22 protein-coding genes are annotated in these 25,719 nt (G+C 70.3%); 8 read left to right on the plus strand and 14 right to left on the minus strand.

The window, feature by feature from the left end; genetic code table 11:
- Positions 1–18: 18 nt before the first annotated feature.
- The 4 genes from cydC to H284_RS0101060 are packed head-to-tail and all read right to left on the minus strand — an operon-like array spanning position 19 to position 5,901.
- The gene (gene cydC, locus H284_RS0101045; protein WP_020074844.1) at positions 19–1,749 is read right to left on the minus strand and encodes a thiol reductant ABC exporter subunit CydC; all 1,731 of its coding nucleotides are present in this window, start codon (positions 1,747–1,749) and stop codon (positions 19–21) included.
- Positions 1,739–3,427, minus strand: a complete 1,689-nt coding sequence (gene cydD / locus H284_RS0101050) for a thiol reductant ABC exporter subunit CydD (RefSeq protein WP_020074845.1) — start codon at positions 3,425–3,427, stop codon at positions 1,739–1,741. The genes cydC and cydD overlap by 11 nt, the downstream gene beginning before the upstream one ends.
- A gap of 1 nt (position 3,428) precedes the next feature.
- Positions 3,429–4,475 carry a cytochrome d ubiquinol oxidase subunit II gene (gene cydB, locus H284_RS0101055; protein WP_020074846.1) on the minus strand — a complete coding sequence of 349 codons (1,047 nt, stop codon included), beginning with the start codon at positions 4,473–4,475 and terminating at the stop codon, positions 3,429–3,431.
- Positions 4,476–4,488: 13 nt separating this feature from the next.
- Positions 4,489–5,901 carry a cytochrome ubiquinol oxidase subunit I gene (locus H284_RS0101060; protein ID WP_020074847.1) on the minus strand — a complete coding sequence of 471 codons (1,413 nt, stop codon included), beginning with the start codon at positions 5,899–5,901 and terminating at the stop codon, positions 4,489–4,491.
- A 90-nt stretch (positions 5,902–5,991) separates the two neighbouring features.
- Between H284_RS0101060 and H284_RS0101065 the strand changes: the two genes are divergently transcribed.
- From H284_RS0101065 to H284_RS0101075, 3 genes are all read left to right on the plus strand, one after another.
- Positions 5,992–6,360, plus strand: a complete 369-nt coding sequence (locus H284_RS0101065) for a BlaI/MecI/CopY family transcriptional regulator (protein WP_029042769.1) — start codon at positions 5,992–5,994, stop codon at positions 6,358–6,360.
- Positions 6,357–7,313: a M56 family metallopeptidase gene (locus H284_RS0101070; protein ID WP_018190887.1), complete on the plus strand. Its 957-nt coding sequence runs from the start codon at positions 6,357–6,359 to the stop codon at positions 7,311–7,313. The genes H284_RS0101065 and H284_RS0101070 overlap by 4 nt, the downstream gene beginning before the upstream one ends.
- Before the next feature lie 86 nt (positions 7,314–7,399).
- Entirely contained in the window at positions 7,400–8,089 is a 690-nt protein-coding gene (locus tag H284_RS0101075; RefSeq protein WP_020074849.1) for a DedA family protein, read from the plus strand.
- On the opposite strand, the gene H284_RS0101080 is transcribed toward H284_RS0101075, so the two are convergent.
- The 5 genes from H284_RS0101080 to H284_RS0101100 all read right to left on the minus strand — a co-directional run bounded on the left by H284_RS0101080 (position 8,082) and on the right by H284_RS0101100 (position 12,330).
- On the minus strand, positions 8,082–9,008 hold the full coding sequence (locus H284_RS0101080; protein ID WP_018190885.1) for an ABC transporter substrate-binding protein: 927 nt from the start codon (positions 9,006–9,008) through the stop codon (positions 8,082–8,084). The two genes, H284_RS0101075 and H284_RS0101080, sit on opposite strands and share 8 nt — an antisense overlap.
- Before the next feature lie 63 nt (positions 9,009–9,071).
- Entirely contained in the window at positions 9,072–9,809 is a 738-nt protein-coding gene (locus tag H284_RS0101085; RefSeq protein WP_020074850.1) for an ABC transporter permease, read from the minus strand.
- Positions 9,806–10,495 (minus strand): ABC transporter permease, encoded by a 690-nt coding sequence (locus H284_RS0101090; protein WP_018190883.1) that lies wholly within the window; start codon positions 10,493–10,495, stop codon positions 9,806–9,808. Before H284_RS0101090 ends, H284_RS0101085 begins: the two co-directional genes overlap by 4 nt.
- A complete protein-coding gene (locus H284_RS0101095; RefSeq protein WP_020074851.1) occupies positions 10,492–11,391 on the minus strand; it encodes an ABC transporter ATP-binding protein in 900 nt (299 codons plus the stop codon). Before H284_RS0101095 ends, H284_RS0101090 begins: the two co-directional genes overlap by 4 nt.
- Before the next feature lie 282 nt (positions 11,392–11,673).
- Positions 11,674–12,330, minus strand: coding sequence for a TetR/AcrR family transcriptional regulator (locus H284_RS0101100; protein ID WP_020074852.1), 657 nt, complete (start codon positions 12,328–12,330; stop codon positions 11,674–11,676).
- A 201-nt stretch (positions 12,331–12,531) separates the two neighbouring features.
- Here H284_RS0101100 and H284_RS0101105 point away from each other — a divergent pair, with 201 nt between their 5' ends.
- The 3 genes from H284_RS0101105 to H284_RS0101115 all read left to right on the plus strand — a co-directional run bounded on the left by H284_RS0101105 (position 12,532) and on the right by H284_RS0101115 (position 15,892).
- On the plus strand, positions 12,532–13,632 hold the full coding sequence (locus H284_RS0101105; protein WP_018190880.1) for an App1 family protein phosphatidate phosphatase: 1,101 nt from the start codon (positions 12,532–12,534) through the stop codon (positions 13,630–13,632).
- A gap of 73 nt (positions 13,633–13,705) precedes the next feature.
- The gene (locus H284_RS0101110; protein ID WP_020074853.1) at positions 13,706–14,797 is read left to right on the plus strand and encodes a winged helix DNA-binding domain-containing protein; all 1,092 of its coding nucleotides are present in this window, start codon (positions 13,706–13,708) and stop codon (positions 14,795–14,797) included.
- A gap of 9 nt (positions 14,798–14,806) precedes the next feature.
- Positions 14,807–15,892 carry an FUSC family protein gene (locus H284_RS0101115; protein WP_018190878.1) on the plus strand — a complete coding sequence of 362 codons (1,086 nt, stop codon included), beginning with the start codon at positions 14,807–14,809 and terminating at the stop codon, positions 15,890–15,892.
- A gap of 21 nt (positions 15,893–15,913) precedes the next feature.
- Here the strand turns inward: H284_RS0101115 and H284_RS0101120 are convergent, their stop codons facing one another.
- A complete protein-coding gene (locus H284_RS0101120) occupies positions 15,914–17,680 on the minus strand; it encodes a proline--tRNA ligase (protein ID WP_029042771.1) in 1,767 nt (588 codons plus the stop codon).
- A gap of 58 nt (positions 17,681–17,738) precedes the next feature.
- On the opposite strand from H284_RS0101120, the gene H284_RS19855 reads away from it, so the two are divergent.
- The gene (locus tag H284_RS19855; protein WP_020074855.1) at positions 17,739–19,214 is read left to right on the plus strand and encodes an RNB domain-containing ribonuclease; all 1,476 of its coding nucleotides are present in this window, start codon (positions 17,739–17,741) and stop codon (positions 19,212–19,214) included.
- A 21-nt stretch (positions 19,215–19,235) separates the two neighbouring features.
- Here the strand turns inward: H284_RS19855 and ispG are convergent, their stop codons facing one another.
- From ispG to H284_RS0101145, 4 genes are all read right to left on the minus strand, one after another.
- Positions 19,236–20,369, minus strand: coding sequence for a flavodoxin-dependent (E)-4-hydroxy-3-methylbut-2-enyl-diphosphate synthase (gene ispG / locus H284_RS0101130; RefSeq protein ID WP_020074856.1), 1,134 nt, complete (start codon positions 20,367–20,369; stop codon positions 19,236–19,238).
- A gap of 61 nt (positions 20,370–20,430) precedes the next feature.
- Positions 20,431–21,753, minus strand: a complete 1,323-nt coding sequence (locus tag H284_RS0101135) for a M50 family metallopeptidase (RefSeq protein ID WP_020074857.1) — start codon at positions 21,751–21,753, stop codon at positions 20,431–20,433.
- Between the two features lie 101 nt (positions 21,754–21,854).
- Positions 21,855–22,946: a 1-deoxy-D-xylulose-5-phosphate reductoisomerase gene (locus H284_RS0101140; protein WP_020074858.1), complete on the minus strand. Its 1,092-nt coding sequence runs from the start codon at positions 22,944–22,946 to the stop codon at positions 21,855–21,857.
- 360 nt (positions 22,947–23,306) lie between these two features.
- Complete coding sequence (locus tag H284_RS0101145; RefSeq protein WP_020074859.1) at positions 23,307–24,653, minus strand: aminotransferase class III-fold pyridoxal phosphate-dependent enzyme; 1,347 nt, start codon at positions 24,651–24,653, stop codon at positions 23,307–23,309.
- A gap of 75 nt (positions 24,654–24,728) precedes the next feature.
- On the opposite strand from H284_RS0101145, the gene H284_RS0101150 reads away from it, so the two are divergent.
- Positions 24,729–25,718, plus strand: a complete 990-nt coding sequence (locus H284_RS0101150) for an FKBP-type peptidyl-prolyl cis-trans isomerase (protein WP_020074860.1) — start codon at positions 24,729–24,731, stop codon at positions 25,716–25,718.
- The last annotated feature ends 1 nt before the right edge of the window (position 25,719 follow it).

Genomic DNA, 25,719 nt, shown 5'->3' on the forward strand with positions numbered 1-25,719 from the left:
GGCCCGGCAACGACCCCGCTACCCGACCAGCGCGCCATCCTCCAGCCGCACCACCCGATCCACCAGCTCGGTCGGAACGTCCGTGTGCGAGATCAGGAGCACCGTCCGGCCGTCCTCCGCCGCGGTCCGCAGCACATCCCGCACGATCGCATCGGCGACCGCGCTGTCGACGTTCGCGGTTGGCTCGTCGACGACGAGCACCGGAAAGTCGGCGAGGAGCGCGCGGGCGAGCGCGATCCGCTGGGCCTGACCGCCCGACACCAGGGCGCCGCGCTCGCCGACCGGCTCAGACAGTCCGCCGCGGGCGAGAGCCCAGTCGCGCAGTCCCACCCGGTCGAGCGCATCCAGCAGTTCGTCATCGGTCGCCGTGTCGCGTGCGAACAGCAGGTTCTGGCGCAGGTCGGAGTCGAACAGGTAGGGACGCTGCTCGACCAGCCCGATCACGCGTCGCACGTCGTCCTGGCGCAGGTCGCGGGCCGGGACGCCGTCGATGGAGTAGTCCCCGGTGTGATCGATCAGGCGCGTCAGCACGTGGGCGAGAGCCGTCTTGCCTGCACCGGTCGGGCCGGTGAGCAGCACGCGCTCCCCCGGCCGCAGCCGCAGGTCGAGCTCGCGCAGCACGTCGTGATCGTCGTCCGGCCAGTGCGCCGACACACCGTCGAGCAGCACCTCCGGGACGCTGCCGGCAGCACCGCTCACGTCCAGCGCCCGGGCGCCCGGCGCATCCACCGGGACGCCGTCCGGCACCTCGATCGGCGCCGCCGACGCGATCCGCTCCGCGCTCGCGCGCACCCGTCGCCAGGCACCGAACGCCAGCGGCACGGTGCCGAAGACCTCGAAGACAGCGAGCGGGAGCAGGGCCACGACGGCGAGTCCCGGGGCGTCGAGCGAGCCGCCGATCACCGCGGGGATGCCTCCCGAGAGCCCGAGGACGGTCGCCGCGCCCGCGAGGAGCGACACCACGCCCGCGGTCAGGCCGAGACCCACCGCCCGCGTGCGCGACGCCGCCGTCAGCCGCTCTCCGGCCGCGCGCACGCGCTCCTGCGCCGCGGGAAGCGCCCCGTACGCGGTCAGGACATCGAGGTTCGCGACCAGGTCGTGCAGGGCGTCGTTCAGCTCGGCCCGGAGCGGCGCGATGCGACGCTCGGCAGCCCCCGCGACCCACCGGTTCACCAGCATCCCCGCGACCAGGGCCACCGCCAGCGTGACCAGCAGGGCGACGCCCGCCGCCGGGAGGATCAGGAACGCGGCGACGATGCTGCCGACGGCGACCAGACCCGCGCTCACCAGCGGCTGGATCACCCGCAGCGCCAGGTTCTGGAGCTCGTCCACGTCGTCCGCCAGCCGCGCCAGCAGGTCGCCAGAGCGCACACCGCGCAGTCCGTCCGGCGCGAGCGGCTCCAGTCGTGCGTAGAGGCGCGAGCGCACCGTCCCGAGCTGCCGGAAGGCCGCGTCGTGCCCGGCCAGCCGCTCCAGATAGCGGAAGAACGCGCGCCCGAGGGCGAACGCCCGGACGCCGACGACAGCGGCCGACAGGTACATCAGCGCGGGCTGCTCCGAGGCCCGCGTGATCAGCCACGCCGAGACGCCCAACAGCGCGACCGCGCTTCCGCCGCTCAGGAAGCCGAACGCGATGGCGGCCCACAGCCGACCTGCGGAGGGGATGGCCAGCCGGAGGATGCGGCGCACCTCCGCGGGGTCCGCGGCACCCTGCGCCTGCGTCTCTCGGAGCCTCGATTCAGCGGACACCGGACACCTCGCTCTCCTCGGACTGCGTGCTCGCGGCGGCCTCGTCCGACGCATCGCGGGCGGGCAGCGTCAGCACGACGTCCGCCGCCTCCGCCACCGCCGGCCGGTGACTCACGACCAGCACCGCCGCGCCGTCGTCGGCCGCACGCCGCACCGCGCGCAGCAGGCGGGCCTCCGTCTCCGCGTCGAGCGCCGAGGTCGGCTCGTCCAGGATCAGCACAGGGCACCGACGCCACCGCAGGCGATACAGTGCTCGGGCGACCGCGACCCGCTGGGCCTGGCCGCCGGACAGCCCCGACCCGCCGGGGCCGAGCTCCAGAGTCGTGTCGAGCTCGGTGGCGGCGGCATCCCGCAGCGCGTCAGCGACCCATGCATCCGTGCCGGCGGCGTCCGGCGCATCGCCCAGCGCGACGTTCGACGCGATGCTCCCGGCGAGCAGCCCGGGCCGCTGCCCGGCCCATGCGATCGCCTCGCGTCGCCCCACCGCGTCGGTGCGGCCGCCCGCGTGGATGCGGCCCTCGAACGCAGTGAAGCCCAGCACCGCGCTCACCAGACTCGACTTGCCGGCCCCGCTCGGCGCCCGGAGCACGGCGAGCGTCCCCGGCGGCACCGCGGCACTGAAGCCATCGACGATCGTGCGTCCGTCGTACGCGATCCGCACGTCCTCGAACACCAGTCCGGTCCCGGCGGCGACATCCGCATCCGGCGTCACAGCGTCCACGGCTTCCGCCGCCTCGATCACCTCGAACGCGTTCGACGCGGCCTCGATGCCCTCCGCGGCCGCGTGGTAGCTCGCGCCCACGTTGCGCAGCGGCAGGAACGCCTCGGGCGCGAGCAGCAGCACGAACAGTCCGACCGAGAGGTCGAGCGAGCCTCCCAGCAGTCGCAGACCGATCGCGACAGCGATCACCGCGACGGACAGGCTCGCGGCCAGTTCCAGCACGAACCCGGAGAGGAACGACATGCGCAGCACCCGCATGGTGTGAACGCGATACTGCTCGCTCACCTGGCGGATCCGCGCCTCCTGGCGGTGCTGCCGCCCGAACAGCTTCAGCGTCGAGAGCCCGGCGACCACATCCAGGAAGCCGCTCGAGAGGGTGGAGAGCGCCCGCCACTGCCGCTTCTGCGCCGCCTGGGTCGCCCAGCCGACCAGCACCATGAACACCGGGATGAGCGGGAGAGTGATCACGAGGATGATCCCGCTGGTGAGGTCGCGCCAGCCGATCGTCAGCACCAGGAGCGGCGTCGCGATGGCGGTGCCGATCAGCTGCGGCAGGTACTTCGCGAAATAGCCGTCGAGCGCATCCATGCCGTGGCCGGCGACGAGCGTGACGTCGGCGGTGCTCCTGCGGGCGACCCGCACCGGGCCGAGCCGTCCGACCGCCGCGACCAGGCGCTCCCGCAGCTGCCCGACGACGCGCGCTCCGCCGCGGGACGACACCGACTCGACCGCCCACAGCAGCCCCGCGCGCACGACCACGACGAGACTCAGCAGGCCGATGGTCGGGCTGAGGCTCGCGAGCGGCTCCCCGGCGATCGCGCGCACCACGACATCCGTCAGCAGCCAGGCGAAGGCGATGATGGATGCGGTCTGCAGCATCGCAAGCCCGGCGCCCGCGGCGAGGGTGCCGCGGGTCGCCGAGGCGTACCGCAGAAGTCGGGGGTCGAGCGGGCGCACGTCAGGCCGTCACGGGTTGCTGCGTGTCGTCGGTGCCACCGGCGTCCGGCGCCTCCTGCGGGATGTGGTCGCGCGTCACCCGCTTGCGGAAGATCCAGTAGGTGAAGCCCTGGTAGACGAGGATCAGCGGAAGGAAGATCGCCGCGACCCACGTCATGATCGTCAGCGTGGTCTGCGAGCTGGACGCGTTCGCGATGGTGAGGCTGTTCTCCGGGTTCGGCGAGGAGGGCATCACGTCGGGGAACAGCGCACCGAACAGGGACACGACGGCGAGGGCGATGGTGGCCGCCATGAACCCGAACGACCATCCCTCGGCCCCGCGCAGGTTGGCGATCCAGGAGGCGACAAGCGCCACCGCGGCGAAGATCGCGAGCGCGAGGAACACCGGCGAGAAGTGCGAGATGGCCGTCCAGCCGAGGAACACCGCCGCGACCACGATGGCGACAGCTCCCGAGCGCGCGGCGAGCCGCCGTGCCCGGACGCGGAGGTCGCCATCCGTCTTCAGCGAGATGAAGACGACGCCGTGGGTGAAGAACAGCAGGAGGGTCGTCAGGCCGCCGACGATCGCGTAGCCGTTCAGGAGGTCGAACAGCGTCCCCGTGTAGTCGTGGTTGGCGTTGAGCGCGACGCCCTGCACGATGTTCGCGAACGCGACGCCCCAGAGGAACGCGGGGACCGCGGAGCCGACGATGATCATCCCGTCGAACCACTTCTTCCACCGGGCGCCGGCGCGCTGGTGCCGGTACTCGAACGACACGCCGCGCACGATCAGCGCGAGCAGGATGAGCAGCAGCGCCAGGTAGAAGCCGCTGAACAGCGTGGCGTACCACTCGGGGAAGGCCGCGAACAGCGCGGCGCCTCCGACGATGACCCACGTCTCATTGAGGTCCCAGACCGGGCCGATGGTGTTGATCATCACGCGGCGGTCGACGTCGTCGCGGCCGAGGAACGGCAGCGCCATCCCCACCCCGAAGTCGAAGCCGTCGAGCACGAAGTAGCCAACGAAGAAGAAGGCGACGATGCCGAACCAGAGAACTGCGAGATCCATTGTCGTGATCCTCCTAGTAGACCGTGGCGACGGGGATGGGCTCGCCGGCGTCGTCGAGGTGCTTCTCGATCGGCTCGGGGCCCTTCTGGGCGGCGCGCTTGATGAGCTTGAACTCGACAACCGCGAGGGTGCCGTAGATGGCGGTGAAGGCGACGAGCGAGATCAGCACCTCGAGTCCGGTCGTGCCGGGCGAGACGCCGTCGGCCGTCTTCATGAGGCTGAACACGATCCACGGCTGCCGCCCCATCTCGGTGAAGATCCAGCCGACGATCATCGCCAGCAGCGAGAGCGGCATGGCCCAGATCGCGATCTTCCACTGCCAGGCGCGGGTCGGGGTGCGGCCCTTGCGGGTCAGCCAGAGGCCGATGACGGCGATGGCGACGTGGAGCATCCCGAGCCCGATCATCCAGCGGAACGCCCAGTAGGTGATCCAGATGGTCGGCGTGTAATCGCCGGGGCCGTAGAGCTGCGTGTACTGCGCCTGCAGGTCGTTGATGCCCTCGACGGTGCCGTTCAGACTGTGCGTCGACAGGAACGACAGCAGGTACGGCACGCGGATCGAGAACAGTTCGTGGACGCCGTCCGGGGTGCCGAGGGTGAAGATCGAGAAGGAGGCGTCGGCTCCGGTCGAGGTCTTGTAGAGCGCTTCGGCGGCGGCCATCTTCATCGGCTGCGTCTCGACCATGGCGAGACCGAGCTGGTCGCCGCTCAGGACCGTGCCGATCCCCGCGCCGACCATCAGCCAGAGGCCGAACGTGAGCGCTGGCCGCATCGTCTCGAGGTGCTTGTTGCGCGAGAGGTGCCAGGCGGCGACGGCGATGATGAGGCCGGCCGAGACCATGAAGCAGCCGAAGATCGTGTGCGGGAAGGCGGCGAGGGCGACCTTGTTCGTGAGCACGGCCCAGAGATCCGTGAGCTCCGCCCGGCCCTTCGCGGCGTTCAGGTGATAGCCGACCGGGTTCTGCATGAAGGCATTCGCCGCGAGGATGAAGTAGGCCGAGAGGATGCTGCCCACCGACACGATCCAGATGGTCGCCAGGTGCAGCCCCTTCGGGAGGCGGTCCCACCCGAAGATCCACAGCCCGATGAACGTCGCCTCCAGGAAGAACGCGAGCAACCCCTCCAGGGCGAGCGGAGCGCCGAAGATGTCGCCGACGAAGCGCGAGTAGTCGGACCAGTTCATGCCGAACTGGAACTCCTGCACGATGCCGGTCACCACGCCCATCGCGAAGTTGATCAGGAAGATCTTGCCGAAGAAGTGGGTCAGCTGCAGGTAGTGCGCCTTCCCCGTGCGGTACCAGGCCGTCTGGAAGATCGCGGTGCAGGTGACCAGGCCGATCGTCAGCGGCACGAACAGGAAGTGGTAGATCGTGGTGAGCCCGAACTGCCAACGCGAGAGTAGGAGCGGGTCCAGCAGTTCGTTCACGTGAGTTCCCTTCGCCTCTTCTACACATTGTAGAACTGAACTTCTACGAAGTGTAGAACATTCTCAGCCTGTTCGCGCTACTCTGGATTCGTGGCCAATCTCGGAGAACTCGAACGGGCCGTCATGGACGCCCTGTGGGACGGCGGCGCCCCCATCACCGCGGGTGAGCTACGCGACAAGCTAGCGGCGGCCCGCGAGACCGGCAAGGCACCGGCGCTCACGACGATCCTCACCGTCCTCTCCCGGCTCGAGGCCAAGGGGTTCGTCGCCCGCGACCGCGACGCCCGGCCGCACCTGTACTACGCCGCCCTGACCCGCGCCGGTCACGTCGCCGATCTGATGCGCGAAGTGCTGGAGTCGTCCTCCGACCGCACCGAGGCGCTCGCCTACTTCGTCGGCTCGGTCGACGAGTCCGAAGCCGAGGTGCTGCGCCGCCTGCTCGACGCCCGCAGCGTGTGAGCAGCGACCCCGCCGCCGGGCTCGCCGGCGCGATCTTCCTGGGCGCGCTCGCCATCGCGCTCGCCTGGCCTGTGCCGTTGCTGCTCGCGCGCGCCAAGTGGCCCTCCGCCGCCCCTGTGCTGGCCGTCGCCCTCTGGCAGTCGATCGCCCTCGCGGGAGGCATCTCGATGATCGGCTCACTGCTGCTGGCGGGGCTGCAGCCGTTCGGCGACGACCTGTGGTCGCGCATCGGCGGAGCGGCCGCGTCGCTGTTCCACGGACCCCTGCCGCCGGACGCCAGCCTCCTCAACGCCTTCCTCCTGAGCGCGGCCGTGCTGCTGACAGCTCACCTCCTCCTGAACCTCGCGCTCACCTCCGTTCGCAGCCGCAACCAGCGCCACCGGCACATGGAGCTGCTGCGGCTGCTGTCCTCTCCCCTGCCGGACGCTCCGACAACCAGGGTGATCGACCATCCTGCGCCGGCCGCGTACTGCCTGCCGGGCGCGCGCAGCGTAACGGTGCTCTCCGAGGGCATGATCGCGCTGCTCTCCCCCGACCAGCTGGATGCCGTGGTAGCCCACGAGCGCGCCCACCTGCGGCAGAAGCACCACCTGCTGCTGGATGCGTTCCGCTCCTGGAAGCGCGCCCTCCCCTGGTTCCCCATCGCCACCCGGGCGCAGGACGCCGTCGCGCTGCTCCTGGAGATGCTCGCCGACGACACCGCGCGCCACGAGGCGGGAGACCGCGTGCTCGCGGGGGCGATCCGGCTCGTCGACGAGACAGGGCAGGCGGGCGCCGTCCTCGGCGCTCCCAAGGATCGCCGGACGCCGGAGCAGCGGCGCGCCGCCCTCGTCGCGCGCGAGGAGCGCCTGGCCGACGGCCGCCGGACGGTCGGGCCCGTGCTGCGCGCGACCGTGGTGGTGACGACGGTGCTGCTCGTCGTCGTGCCGCCGGTGGTCGTGCTCGTCAGCTGATCCGGCCGCTGGTCGCATCCGGCTTCGCAGCAACGAGCCAGCCCGCGCCGCTACGCTTCCGCTATGCCGCAGCCCGGAGGGACGACATGAACGACGCGCTGACCTGGGTGCTCGACCTCGTGCAGAGTGTGGACCCGGTCCTCCGGACGCTGCTGGCCGGGCTCGGCATCCTGCTCGAGACGTCCATCCTGATCGGGCTCATCGTCCCGGGCGATACGATCGTGCTGGTCGCGAGCACCGGCGTGGCCAACCCGGTCGAGTACGTCGCACTGGTCGCCGTCGTCATCGTCGGAGCACTCTGCGGCGAGTCGCTCGGATTCGCGCTCGGTCGCTGGTTCGGCCCGCGCATCCGCACCAGCCGGCTCGGCAACCGCGTCGGCACCCGCAACTTCGACCGCGCCGAAGCGTACCTGGCGCGCCGCGGCGGGATCGCCGTGTTCCTGTCGCGGTTCCTCCCGGTCCTGCACTCGCTCATCCCGCTCACCGTGGGCATGAGCCCGATGCGGTACCGCACCTTCATGGCCTGGACGGCTCCCGCCTGCGTGCTCTGGGCGTTCGCCTACGTGAGCGTCGGCTCGGCCGCGGCCGGCGGCTATCGCGAGCTGTCGCGTGACCTGCACTGGGCGGGATACGCCTTCGTCGCCGTCATCGCGCTGTTCATCATCGCGGTGTTCGTGGTCAAGAAGGTGCTCGGCAAGCGCGAGAGCCGGCACATGGAAGCGGCGGCCCGGGAACCCGAGCCGCCGCTTGATGGAGCCGACCGAACCGTTACTTGATCGGGTGGTCCTGGAGCCACTTCTTGGCGACGGCGTCCGGCTGGGTCTTGCTCGACCCCTGGTTCTCGCCGTTCATGTCGATGAGGTCCTCGGTAGTGAGTTCCTTCGACACCTTGTTCAGCACGTCCTTGACCTTGTCGGACGCCTTCTTGCTGTTGATCAGCGGCACGATGTTCTGCGCGGCGATCAGGTTCTTCGGGTCCTTCAGGGTCACGAACCCGTTGTCCTTGATGGCCGGGGTCGTCGTGTAGATGTCGGCCAGCTGGACGTCGCCGTTCTTGAGGGCGGCGACGGTCAGCGGTCCGCCGGAGTCGCTGATCGGCTTGAGCGTCGCGGTGACGCCGTACGCCGACTTCAGCCCGGGGATGCCGTACGGGCGGGTCTGGAACTCCGGGTTGGCGCCGACGGTCAGCGGGTCGGTGACCTTCTTGAGGTCATCGAGGCTCTTCACGTCCCACTTCTCCGAGAACTCCTTGGTGACGTTGTACGAGTCGGCGTCCTGCGCCTCCGACTGGTCGAGCACCTCGAAGCCCTTCGGCAGGGCGTCGTTGAGTCCGGCGTAGACGTCGTCGCTGGAGGTGGCGGTGCTGTTCTTGTCGTAGAACTGGAGCAGGTTGCCGCTGTACTCGGGGATGAGGTCGATGGAGCCGTCCTGCAGCGCCTTCAGGTAGACGTCGCGCTGGCCGATGCTCGGCTTGTACGCGACCTTGACGCCGTTGGCCTCGAGCGCCTGGCCGTAGATCTGCATGAGGATCTCGGACTCGCCGAACGCGGCCGAACCGACCGTGACGGTGTCGCTGGAGGACGAGGCGGAGTCGCTGCTGAACGCGCCGCCACCGGACGAGCAGGCGCTGAGGGCGAGCAGCGCCCCGGCGGCGAGCACGCCGGCCGCGAGGCGGCTCTTCTTCGATGCGAACATGATCTTCTCTTCTCTTGGGTGCTCCCGGTCGGGAGGCTGGTGTGCTGGGTTGGACAGGACGGGTCAGGTCGTTGGGGCGCCTTCCGGCACCGGGCGGGCGGCCGAGCGGCCACCTTCCGCGCTGTCGCGGACCCGTCCGGCGGTGACACCGCGGGGCACGACGAGGCGCTGGACGATGGCGAACAGCCCGTCCGCGACGAGGGCGAGGGCGACCACGATGATGGAGCCGCCCAGGATCTCCGGGTAGTTCTGGACGGCGATGCCGTCGAATAGGAACCGGCCGAGGCCGCCGACCGGCAGGATGGCCGCGACGGTCCAGGTGGCGATCACCTGCAGGCCGCCCGAACGGATGCCGCCGATCACGAGCGGCAGCGACAGCGGCAGCTCGACCTTCGTGAACACCTGCCAGCCGGTCATCCCGATCGCCCGGGCGGCGTCGATGGGAGCGCGGTCCACCGACTCGAGGCCGGAGTACGCGCCGGCCAGGATCGGCGGGATCGCGAGGATGGTGAGCGCGATCAGCGGCGGGACGATGGTCAGGTTGGTCGTGAGCAGCGCCAGGTAGATGACGAGGCCCAGTGTCGGCAGCGCACGCAGCGCCCCGGACACGCCGACCGCGAGTCCGCGGAAGCGACCGGAGTGACCGATGGCGAAACCGATCGGCAGGGCGATGATCGCAGCGAGCAGCAGCGTCAGCAGCGAGTAGGCGATGTGCTCGCCCAGACGCGCCGGGATACCGCTCGGCCCGGACCAGTTGGTCGGGTCGCCGATCCACCCGAAGGCGGCCAGGATGTCGGTCATGCGCCGGTCACCGCCCTCATCGCCGCGCGCCTGCTGAGGCGGCCGGCGCGCCGGTTGGATCGCGTCCAGGGCAGCAGCACGCGCCCGAGACCCACGAGGATCAGGTCGAAGACGAGCGCCACCACCATGATGAGGATGATGCCGACCAGGACCTCCTCGGTGTACGACCGGTTGAGGCCGTCCGTGAACAGGTAGCCGAGGTTCGGGACGCCCAGAAGCGCTCCGACGCTCACGAGGCTGACCGTGCTGACCGACACCACCCGGAGGCCCGCGAGCAGCACCGGTCCGGCCAGCGGGAGCTCGACGGACCAGAAGCGGCGCCAGGCCGAGAACCCGACGGCGGTCGCCGACTGCAGCACATCACCGGGCACGGAGCCCAGTGCGTCCGCTGTCGTGCGGACCATCAGCGCGAGCGCGTAGATGCTCAGCGCCACCACGACGTTGAGCGGCGACAGGATCTGCGTGCCGATCAGGGCGGGCATCGCGAAGAACAGGGGCAGCGACGGGATCGTGTAGAGGATGCCGCCGATCGTCAGCAGCACACCGCGGCTCCAGCGATAGCGGTTCGCGACCCACCCGATGGGAAGCGACACCACGAACCCGATGATGATCGGGAGAGCGGCGAGCCACACGTGGGTGACCGTGAGATTCCAGACCTGGCCGAGATTCGACCACAAGAAGCTCACGACGCGTCCTCACCCTGCGCCGGAGCACCCGCGACCGAGACGGTCGCGGCCTTTGCCTCGGAGGGAGCGGCGGCGCCACGCGACGAGCCGGAGAGGACGCCCGCGGCGCGGCCGTCGCTGTCGACGAGCACCGAACCGGTCGGCGTCTCCTCGACGTGGAGTGCCCGTCGTCCGCGGTCGGCGCCGACGAAGGACGCGACGAACTCGTCGGCCGGGTCGGCCAGGATCTCGGCGGGCGTGCCCTTCTGCGCGACGATGCCGCCCTTCCGGAAGATGACGACCTGGTCGCCGAGTTTGAAGGCCTCGTCGATGTCGTGCGTGACGAACACGACCGTCTTGTCGAGATCGCGCTGCAAGCGGAGCAGCTCGTTCTGCAGATCGTCGCGGACGATCGGGTCGACGGCGCCGAACGGCTCGTCCATCAGCAGGATGTTCGGGTCGACCGCGAGCCCGCGGGCGACGCCCACACGCTGCTGCTGGCCGCCCGACAACTGGCTCGGGTACCGATCGGCGAGCGAGCGCTCGAGCCCAACCGTGTCCATCAGTTCGAGTGCACGCTCCCGCGCATCCTTCTTCTTCACGCCTTTGAGCAGCGGGACGGTGGCGATGTTGTCGACGACCTTGCGGTGCGGCAGCAGCCCCGAGTTCTGCATCACGTAGCCGATCGAGCGGCGCAGGGCGACGGGCTTGAGCGACAGCACATCCTCGCCGTCGATCTCGATCTGCCCGGAGGTCGGATCGACCATCCGGTTGATCATGCGGAGGATCGTCGTCTTGCCGCTGCCGGACGATCCGACGAGCACCGTGATCTTGCGCGATGGGATCACCAGGGAGAAGTCGTCGACGGCCAGCGTCCCGTCCGGGAAGCGCTTCGTGACATCGCGGAACTCGATCACGAGCGCGCTCCCGTCGCCGGGGTCGCTGCGATATCGGTGTCGCGGGATGCGGAAGCTGGTGCGGCCATCTCACCCAGCCAAACAGCGTCCGGCCGTTTGCGCAATGGAATGCGTCGAATTGTGGCATTCAGGGTCGGTCGCACTGCCGGCCCCCCTTCTGTCGGTGTCACGGCCGTTCGGCACGTGCGCTCCTTGTTCGGAACGCGCGCCCGTGTGGATGGCAACTTGCCACCGACCACCGACATTCCCGCCGGAAGAGAATCCGGCGAACGGGTCACCGAGTCAGGACTCGGGGCCGAACCGGCGCTCCAGGTACTCGCGGGCGACCGTCCTCGCCTCGGCGATGTAGCGCTCGTCGCCGTTCGGGTCCTCCACGAAAGCGCGCGTGATCAGGGAGTCCATGATCTCGACGACGACCTGGAGGCGGAAGGCCAGATCCTCTCCGGCCGGGAGCCCGTACTCGTCCGCGAGGATCTGCGCGAACTGATGGGCGAAGCCGGTGTCCTGGGCGAGGTCCTCCTCGCCGGCACCCGCGCGCTCAGCGCCCGAGAAGCGGATGATGCGGAAGCCGCTCTCGGTGCGGAACATGTCGACGAACGCGTCGATCGCGCACTCCACGGCGTTCCACCAATGCTCGGGCGACTGGGCGTCGATCGCCTCGACGACCGAGCGGCGGTACCGCAGCAGCGCGCGGTCGCGCAGTGCCTGCAACAGCACGATGCGGTCCGGGAAATACCGGTACACGGTCCCGATGGAGGCACCGGCTCGTTCGGCCACCATCGCGGTGGTGAGCCGATCGAAGCCGATCTCGTCGACCACTTCGGCGGCGGCGTCCAGGAGGGCGTCGATGCGCGCTGCGCTGCGCTCCTGGATCGGTTCCGTGCGCACGAGCGGCGCTCCGACGGTGTTCTGACCGGCGACCAGATCGTTGATGGGCACGAGGGCGGCTCCTTCTTTCTCTCGAACAAGGTGGTGGTGCGGGTCCCCAGCCCGGCGACGGGATCACCGTCGCACTAACGGGATCATATTCGGGGAAACCTCACTTCCGCTGGGGAATACCCTTCGACGCGCCGCAGAAATGTCCCCCAGATCTGGGGGATGCATTCGTGTGCACGTTCACTCCATGAGAAAATGACTCAGATGCCCTCCCCCGAATCGCGCCCCGAGCACGTCTCCGGCGACTCCGTCGTCCGTCGTAGCGCAGCGGTCGAGCCCATCATGCACCGCGCCGCGCGCATCGAGGACGCGTTCCACGAGTTCCGTGCGCGCCGCGCCCGCAAGCGCGGATTCCTCGCGACGATCGTCCCGTACACCGGATACGGCTCGCCGAGCTGGGTGCGCATCCTGGGCCGTGTCGTGCTGGCGAAAGACCCGCGGCCAGGAAGTCGCGCCGAGCGTCTGCACCGCAAGCGCGAGGAGTCGGTGCGCGGCTGGCGCTCCTTCATCAGCGTCCCGCTGGCGGAGACGACGGTGACGGTCGAGATCGAGGGCGACCGGCACGAGGTCGTCACCGACCGTGGCGGCGTCATCGACACGGTCGTCCCGGTTCAGCTCGCGCCCGGGTGGCACACGATCAAGCTCTCGACCTCGGAGTCGGCACGGGTGTTCGAGGCTCCGGTGTTCATCGTCGATCCGAAGGCGACCTTCGGCATCATCTCCGACGTCGACGACACGGTGATGGTCACCGCGCTCCCCCGCCCGCTGCTCGCGGCCTGGAACACCTTCGTTCTGGATGAGCACGCCCGCGTGCCCACGCCGGGCATGGCGGTCCTCCTCGAGCGGCTGGCCGCATCCCATCCGGGCGCACCCGTGATCTACCTCTCGACGGGCGCCTGGAACGTCGCGCCGACGCTCACCCGGTTCCTGAACCGCAACCTCTTCCCCGCCGGTCCGCTGCTGCTGACGGATTGGGGCCCGACGCACGACCGCTGGTTCCGCAGCGGGCGCGAGCACAAGCGCACGAGCCTCGCCCGCCTGGCCGAGGAGTTCCCCGGGCTCAAGTGGCTGCTCATCGGCGACGACGGCCAGCACGACGAGGACCTCTACGGCGAATTCACCACGGAGCATCCGGAGAACGTCGCCGCCGTGGCCATCCGCCAGCTGTCCAGCGGCGAGGCGGTGCTCGCCGGCGGCCGGTCGAAGGCCGACAAGCACGCGGAGCTGTCCGGGACGCCGTGGGTGTACTCGCCGGACGGCGCCGGTCTCAGCGAACAGCTGACCGAGCTCGGCCTGCTCCGCTAGCCGCCCGGAGCGCCCACCGCGCCTCGCCTCGCGCGGGATGCGGGTGTCGGCGGTCCCTGGCAAGCTGACTCCCATGCCCGCCCGCCGCTCCGATCTGCTCCGCCTCCGCCGGCTCGCCCAGGCGATCGACGGTCCGCGCGAGCCGGACGTGACCTCGGTCGCGCGGCGCATGCTTGCCCTCCAGGGTCAGGACTTCGCCGCGGGCTGCTGGGCGCTCGCACTGCGCACCACGGGCGCGGCCCAGAGCGACGTGCTGGCCGCGCTCGATGCCGGCCGCATCATCCGATCGTGGCCCATGCGCGGAACACTGCACTTCGTCCCGCCGGAGGACCTGCGCTGGATGCTGTCGGTCACCACCGACCGCATCGTGGCCGGTCTTGCGCGGCGTCAGCAGCAGCTCGAACTGACCGCAGCCGACTTCACGCGCGCAGCCGACATCGTCACAGCGGCGCTCACCGGCGGCGGGAGCATCGGCCGCGCCGAAGTGATGCAGCTGTGGGAGGACGCAGGCATAGCGACCACGGGCCAGCGCGGCTATCACCTGATCTACTACCTCGCCCAGACCGGGCTGCTGTGCTGGGGTCCCGTCGTCCGGTCGGGCAATGGCAACCCGACGCAGGCGCTGGTGCTCCTCGACGAGTGGGCGCCCGCACCACCGGCCCTCGAACCGGACGAGGCGGTCGCGCAGTTCCTCCTCCGCTACCTGCACGGGCACGGTCCGGCGACGGTGAAGGACTTCGTGTGGTGGACGAAGGGGACGGTCGCGGGCGCGAAGACGGCGCGCGCGGTGCTCGGGGACGCGCTGACGACCCTCGAGGTCGACGGTGTGGAGTACCTGCTGACCGCCGAGCTAGCCGACCGTGCGGCATCCACTCCCCCGACCCGCGGCGAGAAGGATGCGGTGCACCTGCTGCCCGGGTTCGACGAGTACCTGCTCGGGTACCAGGATCGCTCTCCGATCCTCGACGAGGGGCACTGGGAGCTGATCGTCCCGGGCAACAACGGCATCTTCCAGCCGATCATCGTGGCCGGAGGCCGGGTCGTCGGAACCTGGCGCCGCGACGGCGGGCGCGTCACGCCCCTGCCGTTCGCCCCGCTGAGCGCCGCCCGGGAGGCGCAGCTGCAGCGGTCGGTGCGCGCGTACACGTCGTACGCCGCCGGGTAGCGTTGAGGGGTGGCACGCACCAGATCGTCCGGAAGCCGGCTCCCGGCGGGGATCGCCCTCCCCGCCACCATCCGCACCTCGACCCGCGCGCCGTTCCTGCAGGTGGTGAAGACCGCCGTCGCCATGATCCTCGCCTGGGCGGTGGCGAGCATCTTCGTGCACGGCGAACTGCCGATCTTCGCGACGATCGCAGCGCTGCTGGTCGTGCAGCCGAGCGTCAACCAGTCCGTCGGGCGCGCGATCGAGCGCTCGATCGGCGTGATCGTGGGCGTCGTGATCGCCTACCTGATCGGTCTCGCCTTCGGGACGAACAGCTGGATCGTGCTGCTCGCGGTCGTCGTGTCGGTCCTCCTCGCCTGGGCGCTACGGCTGACGCCCGGAACCGCGAACCAGGTGCCGATCACGGCGATGCTGGTGCTGGCGATCGGCGCATCCGACCCGGAGTACGCGCTCGCCCGGATCGTGGAGACGGTGATCGGCGCGGTCATCGGCGTCGTCGTCAACGTGGCCATCGTGCCGCCGGTGCTGACGGCGCCCGCACGTCAGGCCGTGATCGCGCTCGGGCGCGAGACCGCCTCCACTCTCGAGCGCCTGGCGGACGCCCTGACCACGACGCACACGCGTGGCGAACTGGATGCGCTCCTCATCGAGGCGCGGCTGCTCCGCCCGATGGAGACCAAGGCGCAGTCGGCGTTGACCGCGGCAGACGAGAGCCTGTCGCTGAATCCGCGGCAACGCAAGCACCGGGTCTTCCTGCAGCACGACCAGGAGCTCTTCGACCGGTTGCGGCCGTTGATCAACCGCACACTCGGGATGACGCGGGCCTACCACGACCATTACGACGACAGCCTCGCGGGCGAGCCGACCATCCACGCGATCGCCGACGAGCTCGATCGCGCTGCCCATGACCTCCGGCTGCTGGCGCGCGACCCCGACGAACCGATCGTCGAGCCCGGGACCGAGACGGCCGGCATCCCGGTGCTCACCGCACCTCTCACGGTCGCGACGCCCGACCCGCGCCACTGGGTGCTGATCGGCTCCCTGGTGGAGGATCTCCGCCGCATCCACGTAGAGATCGCCGGCGACGACGCGTGACCGGCTGACCTCCCTCGTCCGCTACGCCGTGAGCTCCGCCACGGCTTCCGCGATGGACAGCGTCCGGCGGTCGCCCGAGCGGCGGTCCCACAATTCGACCTCGCCCTCGGCGGCGCCGCGGCCGACGACGAGAACGCGCGGGATGCCGATCAGCTCGGCGTCGCCGAACTTCACACCGGGCGAGACCTTCGGCCGGTCATCGTAGAGCACGTCGAGGCGGGCGTCCTCCAGCTGGGCGACGACCTCCTCCGCCACGTCGTAGGCGACCTGCTCACGTCCGGCCGCCACGACGTGCACGTCGAACGGCGAGACCGACTCGGGCCACACCAGGCCGCGGTCGTCGTTGTTCTCCTCCGCGATGATCGCGAGGATGCGCGTCACGCCGATGCCGTAGGACCCCATGGTCACGGTGACCAGCTTGCCGTTCTCGTCGAGCACCTTGAGCCCGAGGGCCTCCGCGTACTTGCGGCCGAGCTGGAAGACGTGGCCGATCTCCATGCCGCGGGCGAGCTCGACGGGTCCGGAGCCGTCGGGTGCCGGATCGCCCGCCTTGACCTCGGCGGCCTCGACCACGCCGTCCCAGCCGAAGTCGCGGCCGGCGACGAGTCCGAAGACGTGCTTGCCCTCGATGTTCGCGCCCGTGATCCAGCCGGAGCCGTCGACCACGCGCGGGTCGACGACATAGCGGATGCCGGTCGCGGACTCCTCGCCCAGGACGGGGCCCTCGGCAGACCAGGGTCCGATGTACCCCTTCACGAGGCCGGGATGCTTGGCGAAGTCCTCGTCCGTCGCGGCCTCGACCTCGGCGGGCGCGAAGGCCACCTCTGCGCGCTTCATGTCGACCTCGCGGTCGCCGGGAAGCCCGACGATCACCAGGTCGCGCGTGCCGTCGAGGTGCGTCAGCGCGAGCACGACGTTCTTCAGCGTGTCTGCAGCCGTCCACGAGCGGCCGTCGGGCCGCGGGTGCTTCTCGTTGGCGAGCTCGACAAGCGACTGGATGGTCGGCGTTCCGGGGGTGTCCAGCACCTCCTGGGGCGTCAGCTTCTCGTAGGAGCGCGTGGGCGGCGCGAGCGTCGTGAACGCCTCGACGTTCGCCGCATAGCCCCCGGGCGACCGAACGAACGTGTCTTCTCCGACGACGGTCGGGTGGAGGAACTCCTCCGACCGCGAGCCTCCCATCGCTCCGGCATCCGCCTGGACGATCACGTACGAGAGGCCGAGACGCGTGAAGATGCGCTCGTAAGCGTCGCGCTGCGCCGTGTAGCTCGTGTCGAGGCCCGCGTCGGTGTAGTCGAACGAGTAGGCGTCCTTCATCGTGAACTCGCGCCCGCGCAGGAGTCCGGCCCGCGGACGTGCCTCGTCGCGGTACTTGTCCTGGATCTGGAAGATCGTGAGCGGGAGGTCCTTGTACGACGAGTAGAGGTCCTTCACCAGCAGGGTGAAGACCTCCTCGTGGGTCGGAGCCAGCAGGTAGTCGGCGCCCTTCCGGTCTTTGAGGCGGAAGATGCCGTCGCCGTACTCCTCCCAGCGACCGGTGGCCTCGTAGGGCTCGCGAGGCAGCAGCGCGGGGAAGTGCACCTCGTGCGCTCCGGCGGCCGCCATCTCCTCGCGGATGATCCGCTCGATCTTCTCCTTCACGCGCAACCCCAGCGGCAGCCACGCGAAGATCCCCGGCGCCTGGCGGCGGATGTACCCGGCGCGGACCAGCAGGCGGTGACTGGTGACCTCGGCGTCGGAGGGGTCTTCACGGAGGGTGCGGAGGAAGTAGTTGCTCAAGCGTGTAGGCACCGTTCCATGTTAGAGGGCACGCGACAGCCCGCACGCGCGTGGAGACTACGGTGGGGGCATGCCCGACCGCCGGACCCGCGTCGTCGATTCCGCCTCCGCCGCTCCCCTCGCCGCCTCGCTCGCGGCATTCCGGCACGAGCTCGGTCTCCCGGACGGCTTCCCCGAGCCGGTCGAGGCGGAGGCGCGCGCGGTCGCCGCCGCGCCTCCCCTCCCGGACGCGGATCTCACCGACGTGCCGTTCCTCACCATCGACCCCGCCGGATCCACCGACCTCGACCAGGCGCTCCACCTCGCCCGCACCGCCGACGGCTTCCGCGTGCTCTATGCGATCGCGGACGTGCCGGCCCTCGTGCGTCCGGAAGGCGCCGTGGATGCGGAGGCCCGCCGCCGCGGGCAGACCCTGTACGCGCCCGACGGCCGGGTCCCGCTGCACCCGGCGGCGATCGGCGAGGATGCCGGCTCGCTACTGCCCGATGTGGTCCGCGGCGCGTACGTCTGGGACATCGCGCTCGACGCGACCGGCCATGAGACCTCGGCGCACGTCTCTCGCGCCCGCATCCGGTCCCGTCGCCAGTGGAGCTATGAGGAGGCGCAGGCCGCGATCGACGACGGCTCGGCACCGGAGGAGCTGGCACTGCTGAGGGTGGTCGGGCCGCTCCGGATCGCCTGCGAGCGTGAGCGCGGCGGGGCGAGCCTGAACACGCCGGATGAGGAGATCGTCTTCCGCGACGGCGCCTACACCCTCGAGCGGCGCGCCACGCTCCCGGTCGAGGAGTGGAACGCCCAGCTCTCGCTGCTGACCGGGATGGCGGCCGCTGCACTAATGCTGGAGGGCCGGGTCGGCATCCTGCGCACGATGCCCGCGCCGTCACCCGAGGCGTTCGCCGCGTTCCGTGCCCAGACGATCGCCCTCGGGCTGCCGTGGGCGGAGGGCGTTCCGTACGGCGAGTACCTGCGTTCGCTCGACCGCGCGCAGCCGCACGCGGCCGCCGTGCTCCAGGCCGCCACGGCGCTGTTCCGCGGGGCGGGCTACGTCGTCCTCGACGGCGAGCCGCCCGCCGACCCGCAGCAGTCGGCCATCGCTGCCCCGTATGCCCACGTCACGGCGCCGCTCCGCCGGCTCGTCGACCGCTGGGGTCTCGTCGTCTGCGAGGCGCTCTGCGCCGGGCGACCGGTGCCCGACTGGGCGCGGGCGTCGCTCGGTGAGCTGCCGTCGATCATGGGTGCATCGAACCGGCTGGCCGCGCAGCTGGACGCCGGTGCCGTGGACCGGGTGGAGGCTGCGCTCCTCAGCTCGCGCATCGGAGCGGTGCTGGAGACCACGGTGCTCGCCGTTCGCAACGGCACCGTGCTGGTGCAGCTCGACGATCCGGCCGTCACGGCGTCCGTCCCGCGCTGGGACGGCGTCCAGCCCGGCGACCGCGTGCGTCTGCGGGTGACGGCCGCCGACATCCCGAGTGGCCGCATCCACTTCGAGCCGGTGGGTGCTGCGCAGCCGGGTGCTGAGCAGCCGGACGCGACGGCCGCCGGGTGACGGGTAGCCGGCCGGCCGAGGTCAGTGCGCGCCGACGCTGACGGTGGGCTCGCCCGACGAGCGGTCCTCCATCTCGTCGGCGAGACGGTTGGCCTCGGCGATGAGCGTCGCAACGATCTCCGACTCGGGGACGGTCTTGATGACCTCGCCCTTGACGAAGATCTGGCCCTTGCCGTTGCCGCTGGCGACGCCGAGGTCGGCCTCGCGGGCCTCGCCCGGACCGTTCACGACGCAGCCCATGACGGCGACGCGGAGCGGAACGCTCATGCCCTGCAGACCCTCGGTGACGCTGTCGGCGAGCGAGTAGACGTCGACCTGGGCGCGACCGCAGCTGGGGCACGACACGATCTCGAGCTTCCGCTCGCGGAGGTTGAGCGACTGCAGGATCTGCAGGCCCACCTTGACCTCTTCGGCGGGAGGCGCGGACAGCGAGACGCGGATCGTGTCGCCGATGCCCTCACCGAGCAGGATGCCGAACGCGGTCGCCGACTTGATCGTGCCCTGGAACGCCGGGCCGGCCTCGGTCACGCCGAGGTGGAGCGGCCAGTCGCCCCGCTCGGCGAGCATCCGGTACGCCTTCACCATGACGATGGGGTCATTGTGCTTGACCGAGATCTTGAAGTCGTGGAAGTCGTGCTCCTCGAACAGGCTCGCCTCCCAGACGGCCGATTCGACCAGGGCTTCGGCGGTCGCCTTGCCGTACTTCTCGAGCAGACGGCGGTCGAGGGAACCGGCGTTGACACCGATGCGGAGCGAGACGCCCGCAGCCTTCGCGCGGCGGGCGATCTCGCCCACCTGGTCGTCGAACTTGCGGATGTTGCCCGGGTTGACGCGGACGGCCGCACACCCGGCATCGATGGCCGCGTAGACGTAGTTCGGCTGGAAGTGGATGTCGGCGATGACCGGGATCTGGCTCTTCTTGGCGATGATCGGCAGCGCCTCGGCGTCGTCGCGGCTGGGCACCGCGACGCGGACGATGTCGCAGCCGGATGCCGTCAGCTCGGCGATCTGCTGCAGAGTGGCGTTGATGTTCGTCGTCGGCGTCGTGGTCATCGACTGAACGCTGATCGGGGCGTCACCGCCGACCAGGACTTTGCCGACGCGGATCTGACGGGACTTGCGACGGGGTGCGAGGGTTTCGGGGACCTTGGGCATCCCCAGATTGATTGCTGCCACGGGCTCAATCCTACGCGGCACGGTGGGAGGCGGCTGGATGTCAGCCGAAGAGATTGACCGGCTTCACGATGTCCGCGTACATCAGCAGGACGCTCATCCCGCCCAGCACGATGACGACCGCGAAGGTGAGCGGCATGAGCTTCGCCATGTCCACCGGTCCCGGATCGCGGCGGCGGAAGATCTTCGCGAACGTGCGCCGCAGACCCTCCCAGAGCGCCCCGGCGATGTGGCCGCCGTCGAGCGGCAGAAGCGGTACCAGGTTGAAGACGAACAGGGCGATGTTCAGCGACGCCAGCATCCCGATCATCGTGTAGACCTTGTCGACGACGGGGACGCCGTCCAGGGCCGTCAGCTCGCCGGCCGCCCGGCCGATGCCCACCACACTGATGGGGCCGTTCGGATCGCGCTCGGCGGAGCCGAAGGCGGCGTTCCAGACGTCGACCATGCGCTGCGGCAGGTGGAGGAAGACGTTGAAGACGGCACCGGTCTGCGCTCCGACCGCCGGGAGCACGGCCGTGATCGGCTGCGGCACGAGCTTCGCCACCGGCCCGATGCCGACGAACCCGACTGTCAGGGTCTCGATGCCGCCGGCGGCGTCCTTCACGACGGCGCCGTTCGCATCCGTCTTGGCCACCTTGTTGACGACAGGCGTCAGCTGGACGGTGCGCTCCTCCCCGTCGCGGCTGAGCACGACGGTGAGAGTGCGGCCCGCCGACTCGCGGATGATCGCGGTGGACTGGTCCCAGCTGGTGATCTTCTGACCGTCGATGCTGACGATCGTGTCGCCGGGCTTGAGCCCGGCCGCGGCCGCCGGACCCTGCGGTGCGTCATCCGGGCACGTCTTGGCGGTGCTTCCGGCAGGCAGCACGCACTGGCTCACGGTCGCGAGCGTCGTCGAGCTCTGCGGCGCGCCGAACCCCATCAGCAGCACGCCGAACAGCACGACGCCGATCACGAGGTTCATGAACGGACCGCCGAACATGATGACGATGCGCTTCCAGACCGGCAGGCGGTAGAAGGTGCGCTCCTCCTCGCCGACGGCGACGGTCTCCGAGCTCGCGACGCGCGCATCCTGCACCATCTGCTGCATGAACCCGGTGGTCGCATTGCGGCCACGGCCGCCCTCCTTGCCCGGAGGGAACATCCCGATCATCGAGATGTAGCCGCCCAGCGGGATGGCCTTCACGCCGTACTCCGTCTCGCCGCGGCGGAACGAGAACAGTGTCTTGCCGAAGCCGATCATGTACTGCGTCACCTTGACGCCGAACAGCTTGGCCGGAACCAGGTGGCCGATCTCGTGCAGAGCGATCGACAGAGCGACGCCGATCAGGATGATGACGACGCCCAGCACGAACAGGAGCACGGAATCCACGGGTTCAGGCTAGCGGCGTGCGCCTTGGAAGTGGCCGCGAGCCGCCTCGGTGACCGCTATGACCGGGCAGCTCCCGTCGTCAGCACCCGTCGTCAGTGTGCGGCGATCAACGCATCCGCTTTCGCGCGCGCCCACCGCTCCGACTCGGCGAGGGACTCGCGCGTCAGCTCGCCCGCCGGCACGTGCGCATCCACCACCCGCTCCACCGTTCCGAGGATGTCGAGGTAGCCGATCGCGCCGGCGTGGAACGCGGCGACCGCCTGCTCGTTAGCCGCGTTGAAGACGGCGGGATACGTCCCGCCCTGCAGGCCGACGCGCTTCGCCAGCGACACGGCCGGGAAGGCGTCGTCGTCGAGCGGCTCGAACGTCCAGGTGTGCGACGTGGTCCAGTCGAGCGGCGCCCCGACGTCGGCCACCCGGTCGGGCCAGCCGAGGCCGAGGGAGATCGGGAGGCGCATGTCGGGCGGCGACGCCTGCGCGATCGTCGAGCCGTCGACGAACTCCACCATCGAGTGGATGACGGACTGCGGGTGCACCGTCACGTCGATGCGGTCGTACGGCACGTCGAAGAGCAGATGCGCCTCGATCACTTCGAGGCCCTTGTTGACCAGGGTCGACGAGTTCGTCGTGACGACGAGCCCCATGTCCCAGGTGGGATGCGCGAGCGCCTGCTGCGGAGTGACGTCTCTCAGAGAGTCCCGCGACCGACCCCGGAACGGGCCGCCGGACGCGGTGAGCACAAGCCGCCGTACCTCCTCGCGGGTGCCAGACCGCAGTGCCTGCGCGATGGCGGAGTGCTCGGAGTCGACCGGCACGATCTGGCCGGGCGCCGCCGCGCGCTTGACCAGTCCCCCGCCGACGATCAGCGACTCCTTGTTAGCGAGCGCCAGCATCGCGCCGACCTCCAGCGCCGCGAGGGTCGGCCCGAGCCCGACGGATCCGGTGATGCCGTTGAGCACCACATCCGCCTCCACCGAGCGAACCAGCAGCTCGGAGTCATCGGCGCCCAGAGCGGTGTCCACGACGCCGAACCGCTCCGCCTGCGCCGCCAGCTCGTCGGCGTTGCGCCCGGCGCTCAGACCGACGACACGGAACCGGTCCGGATTGGCCGCGACGACGTCGAGCGCCTGCGTTCCGATCGAACCGGTGGACCCGAGGATGATGACTCTGCGCACGAGGGACATCGTACGCACGCGGTGGGGCGGCGGCGTGTGGGCATTCCGCCGTCGGCCTGTGCCGTGACAAAGGGAGGATACGTGGACAGGTCGTGCCCCGGCCTCCTCCGTTCGCCGCCCGAGACCGGCGTGTCGACCGGATCCGCCTCCCTTTCCGCCCGCCGTCCGAGAGCGGCGCTCCCGGATCATGCCGCGCGCGGAGGCGGCCGGAGACGGGCGGAGGCGTGCGAAAGGGAGGTCGGCACGCGCGACACGCCGAGAGAACGCGAGAAACGGAGGAGCGGCGACCGGATTGCCCGAGGAACACCCCTCCCTCGGCGACCCTGGCAGGCCGCCCCGTCTCGCGGCACGTCCGGCCGGGACGCGGACTCAGCCGAGGCGGCCGAGCGCCTCCTCGAGCACGGTCGCGGCGTCGTCGATGAGCTCCTCGCTGATGACGACCGACGGGAGCAGACGGAGGACGCTGTCCCAGCTGCCCGCGTCCAGCGGGATCACGCCGTTGCGGGTCGCGTGGCGGAGCACCGAAGTGAGGGCCTCCGGGTTGGGCTTCTTCGTTCCCGGCACGACGAGCTCGATGCCGAACATCGCACCCTTGCCGCGCACCTCGCCGACGACGGAGAAGCGCTCGGCCCAGTCGCCGATCCGCGCCCACAGCGCCTTCTCGACGCGGCGGGCCTCGCCGAGGAGGTCCTCGTCCTCGAACGCCTGGAACACCGCGAGGGCCGCGGCGGTCGACACCGGGTTGCCGCCGAAGGTGCCGCCGATGCCGCCGGGCTGGACCGCATCCATGATCTCGGCGCGGCCGGTGACGGCTGCCAGCGGGAAGCCGCCCGCGATGCCCTTGGCGCTGGTGACGAGGTCGGGAACGACGCCGTGGTGCTCGATCGAGTACCACGTTCCGGTGCGGCCGATGCCGGCCTGGATCTCGTCCGCGACGAAGACGATCCCGTTCTCGGCGCAGAACTCGGCCAGGCGCGCGAAGTAACCCGGCGCCGGGATGATGATGCCGCCGTCGCCCTGGATGGGCTCCACGAACAGGGCGGCCAGCTCGGTCGCACCGATGTGGGTGCGGATGTAGTCGATCGTGCGCTCCGCGGCCTCCTCGCCCGTCATCCCCTCGGGGTCGCGGAACGGGTAGCTGATCGGGAGGCTGTAGATCTCGCCGGGGAACGGCCCCATTCCCGCACGCTCCGGCCAGGGGCGATACGTCATCGCCATGGTGAGGTTGGTGCGGCCGTGGAAGGCGTGGTCGAGGGTCGCGATGGCGCGACGGCCGGTGTACTTGCGGGCGATCTTCACGGCGTTCTCGACCGCCTCCGCGCCCGAGTTCACGAGGATGCTGTGCTTCTCGAAGTCTCCGGGGGTGATCTCGGCCAGCTTCTCGGCGACGGCGACGTAGTTCTCGTACGGCGTCACGGTGAACAGCGTGTGAGTCAGCTTCGCGGCCTGCTCCGCGGCGGCAGCGGCGACAGCGGGATGCGCGTGGCCGATCGTGGTCACGCCGATACCGCAGCCCAGGTCGATGAGCCGGTTGCCGTCGACGTCCACGAGGATCGCACCGGACCCCGACTCCATGTAGATGTTGGCCAGCGTGCCCGCGCCGCGGCTCACCGCGGCGACCCGGCGCTGCTGCAGTTCGACCGAGCGCGGGCCGGGCAGCTCGGTGACGAGATGGCGGGACTGGGGCACGGAGAATTCGCGGGTCATGTCCTCCATCGTAGGTGGCGCATCCAGCGGACCCATGACCTGCTGTCAGGTACGGCGGAGGCGGATAGGGCAGGATGGACGACCGTGCGTACCTCTCTCAAGGCCCTGACCGCCACCGCCACGGCCGCTCTGCTCGTCTCCGGGCTCGCCGCCTGCAGCTCCGGCTCGCCGGCGCCGTCGTCGACCCCCGCGGCGAACGCCTGCCAGAACCTGAAGTCCGGCGACACGTCGAAGTCGGTGAAGGTGACCGGCGACTACCGTGCGACGCCGAAGGTGACCATTCCCGCGCCGCTCAAGGCGACGGACATGGAGCGCACTGTCGTGATCACTGGCAAGGGCCCCGAGGCGAAGGGCGGGTCGAACGTCGCCATCGCACTGGCCGCCTACAACGGCACCACCGGCAAGGAGCTCACCGCGGCGCAGGGCTTCGACGGCACCGAACCGGCAACCATCCAGGTCGACGACAAGGCCTACGTCCCGGGCCTCGTCCGCGCGGTCGAGTGCCTGCACGTCGGATCGCGTGTCGTGCTGACTTCTCCGGCCAAGGCGGCCTTCGGCACCCAGGACATCTCCAAGCTCAGCCTCACCGACAAGGACAGCGTGGTCTTCGTGGCGGATGTCGTCGACATCCCGCCGACACCTCCGACGCGCGCGACCGGCGCCCCGGTAGCACCGCAGGCCGGTTTCCCGACAGTGAAGCTCAACGCCAAGACCGGCGAGCCGGACATCACCGTACCCAAGGCCGACCCTCCCACGGAGACGAAGATCGCCGTGCTGAAGCAGGGCGACGGCGAGACGGTGCAGCCGGGCGACACCGTCACCCTGCAGTACAAGGGCGTCCTCTGGAAGAACGGCAAGATGTTCGACTCCAGCTGGAGCCGCGGCACCCCCGCCTCCTTCCCGACGACCGGCGTCGTCGCGGGCTTCCAGAAGGCGCTCGAAGGCCAGAAGGTCGGCTCGCAGGTCATCGCGATCGTCCCGCCGGCCGACGGCTACGGCGCCAAGGGATCGGGCGAGATCACGGCGACGGACACCATGGTGTTCGTCATCGACATCCTGCAGACCTCCCGCTAGG

This window comes from Cryocola sp. 340MFSha3.1 (genome assembly GCF_000383315.1).
Lineage (GTDB): Bacteria > Actinomycetota > Actinomycetes > Actinomycetales > Microbacteriaceae > Leifsonia.

What these genes read in the sequence shown, in the direction of transcription:
- cydB (WP_020074846.1), bottom strand. Translation starts at nt 4,475, where the DNA reads ATGGATCTCGCAGTTCTCTGGTTCGGCATCGTCGCCTTCTTCTTCGTT.
- H284_RS0101075 (WP_020074849.1), top strand. Translation starts at nt 7,400, where the DNA reads ATGAACGACGCGCTGACCTGGGTGCTCGACCTCGTGCAGAGTGTGGAC.
- H284_RS0101080 (WP_018190885.1), bottom strand. Translation starts at nt 9,008, where the DNA reads ATGTTCGCATCGAAGAAGAGCCGCCTCGCGGCCGGCGTGCTCGCCGCC.
- H284_RS0101085 (WP_020074850.1), bottom strand. Translation starts at nt 9,809, where the DNA reads ATGACCGACATCCTGGCCGCCTTCGGGTGGATCGGCGACCCGACCAAC.
- H284_RS0101105 (WP_018190880.1), top strand. Translation starts at nt 12,532, where the DNA reads ATGCCCTCCCCCGAATCGCGCCCCGAGCACGTCTCCGGCGACTCCGTC.
- H284_RS0101110 (WP_020074853.1), top strand. Translation starts at nt 13,706, where the DNA reads ATGCCCGCCCGCCGCTCCGATCTGCTCCGCCTCCGCCGGCTCGCCCAG.
- H284_RS19855 (WP_020074855.1), top strand. Translation starts at nt 17,739, where the DNA reads ATGCCCGACCGCCGGACCCGCGTCGTCGATTCCGCCTCCGCCGCTCCC.
- ispG (WP_020074856.1), bottom strand. Translation starts at nt 20,369, where the DNA reads ATGCCCAAGGTCCCCGAAACCCTCGCACCCCGTCGCAAGTCCCGTCAG.
- H284_RS0101140 (WP_020074858.1), bottom strand. Translation starts at nt 22,946, where the DNA reads ATGTCCCTCGTGCGCAGAGTCATCATCCTCGGGTCCACCGGTTCGATC.
- H284_RS0101145 (WP_020074859.1), bottom strand. Translation starts at nt 24,653, where the DNA reads ATGGAGGACATGACCCGCGAATTCTCCGTGCCCCAGTCCCGCCATCTC.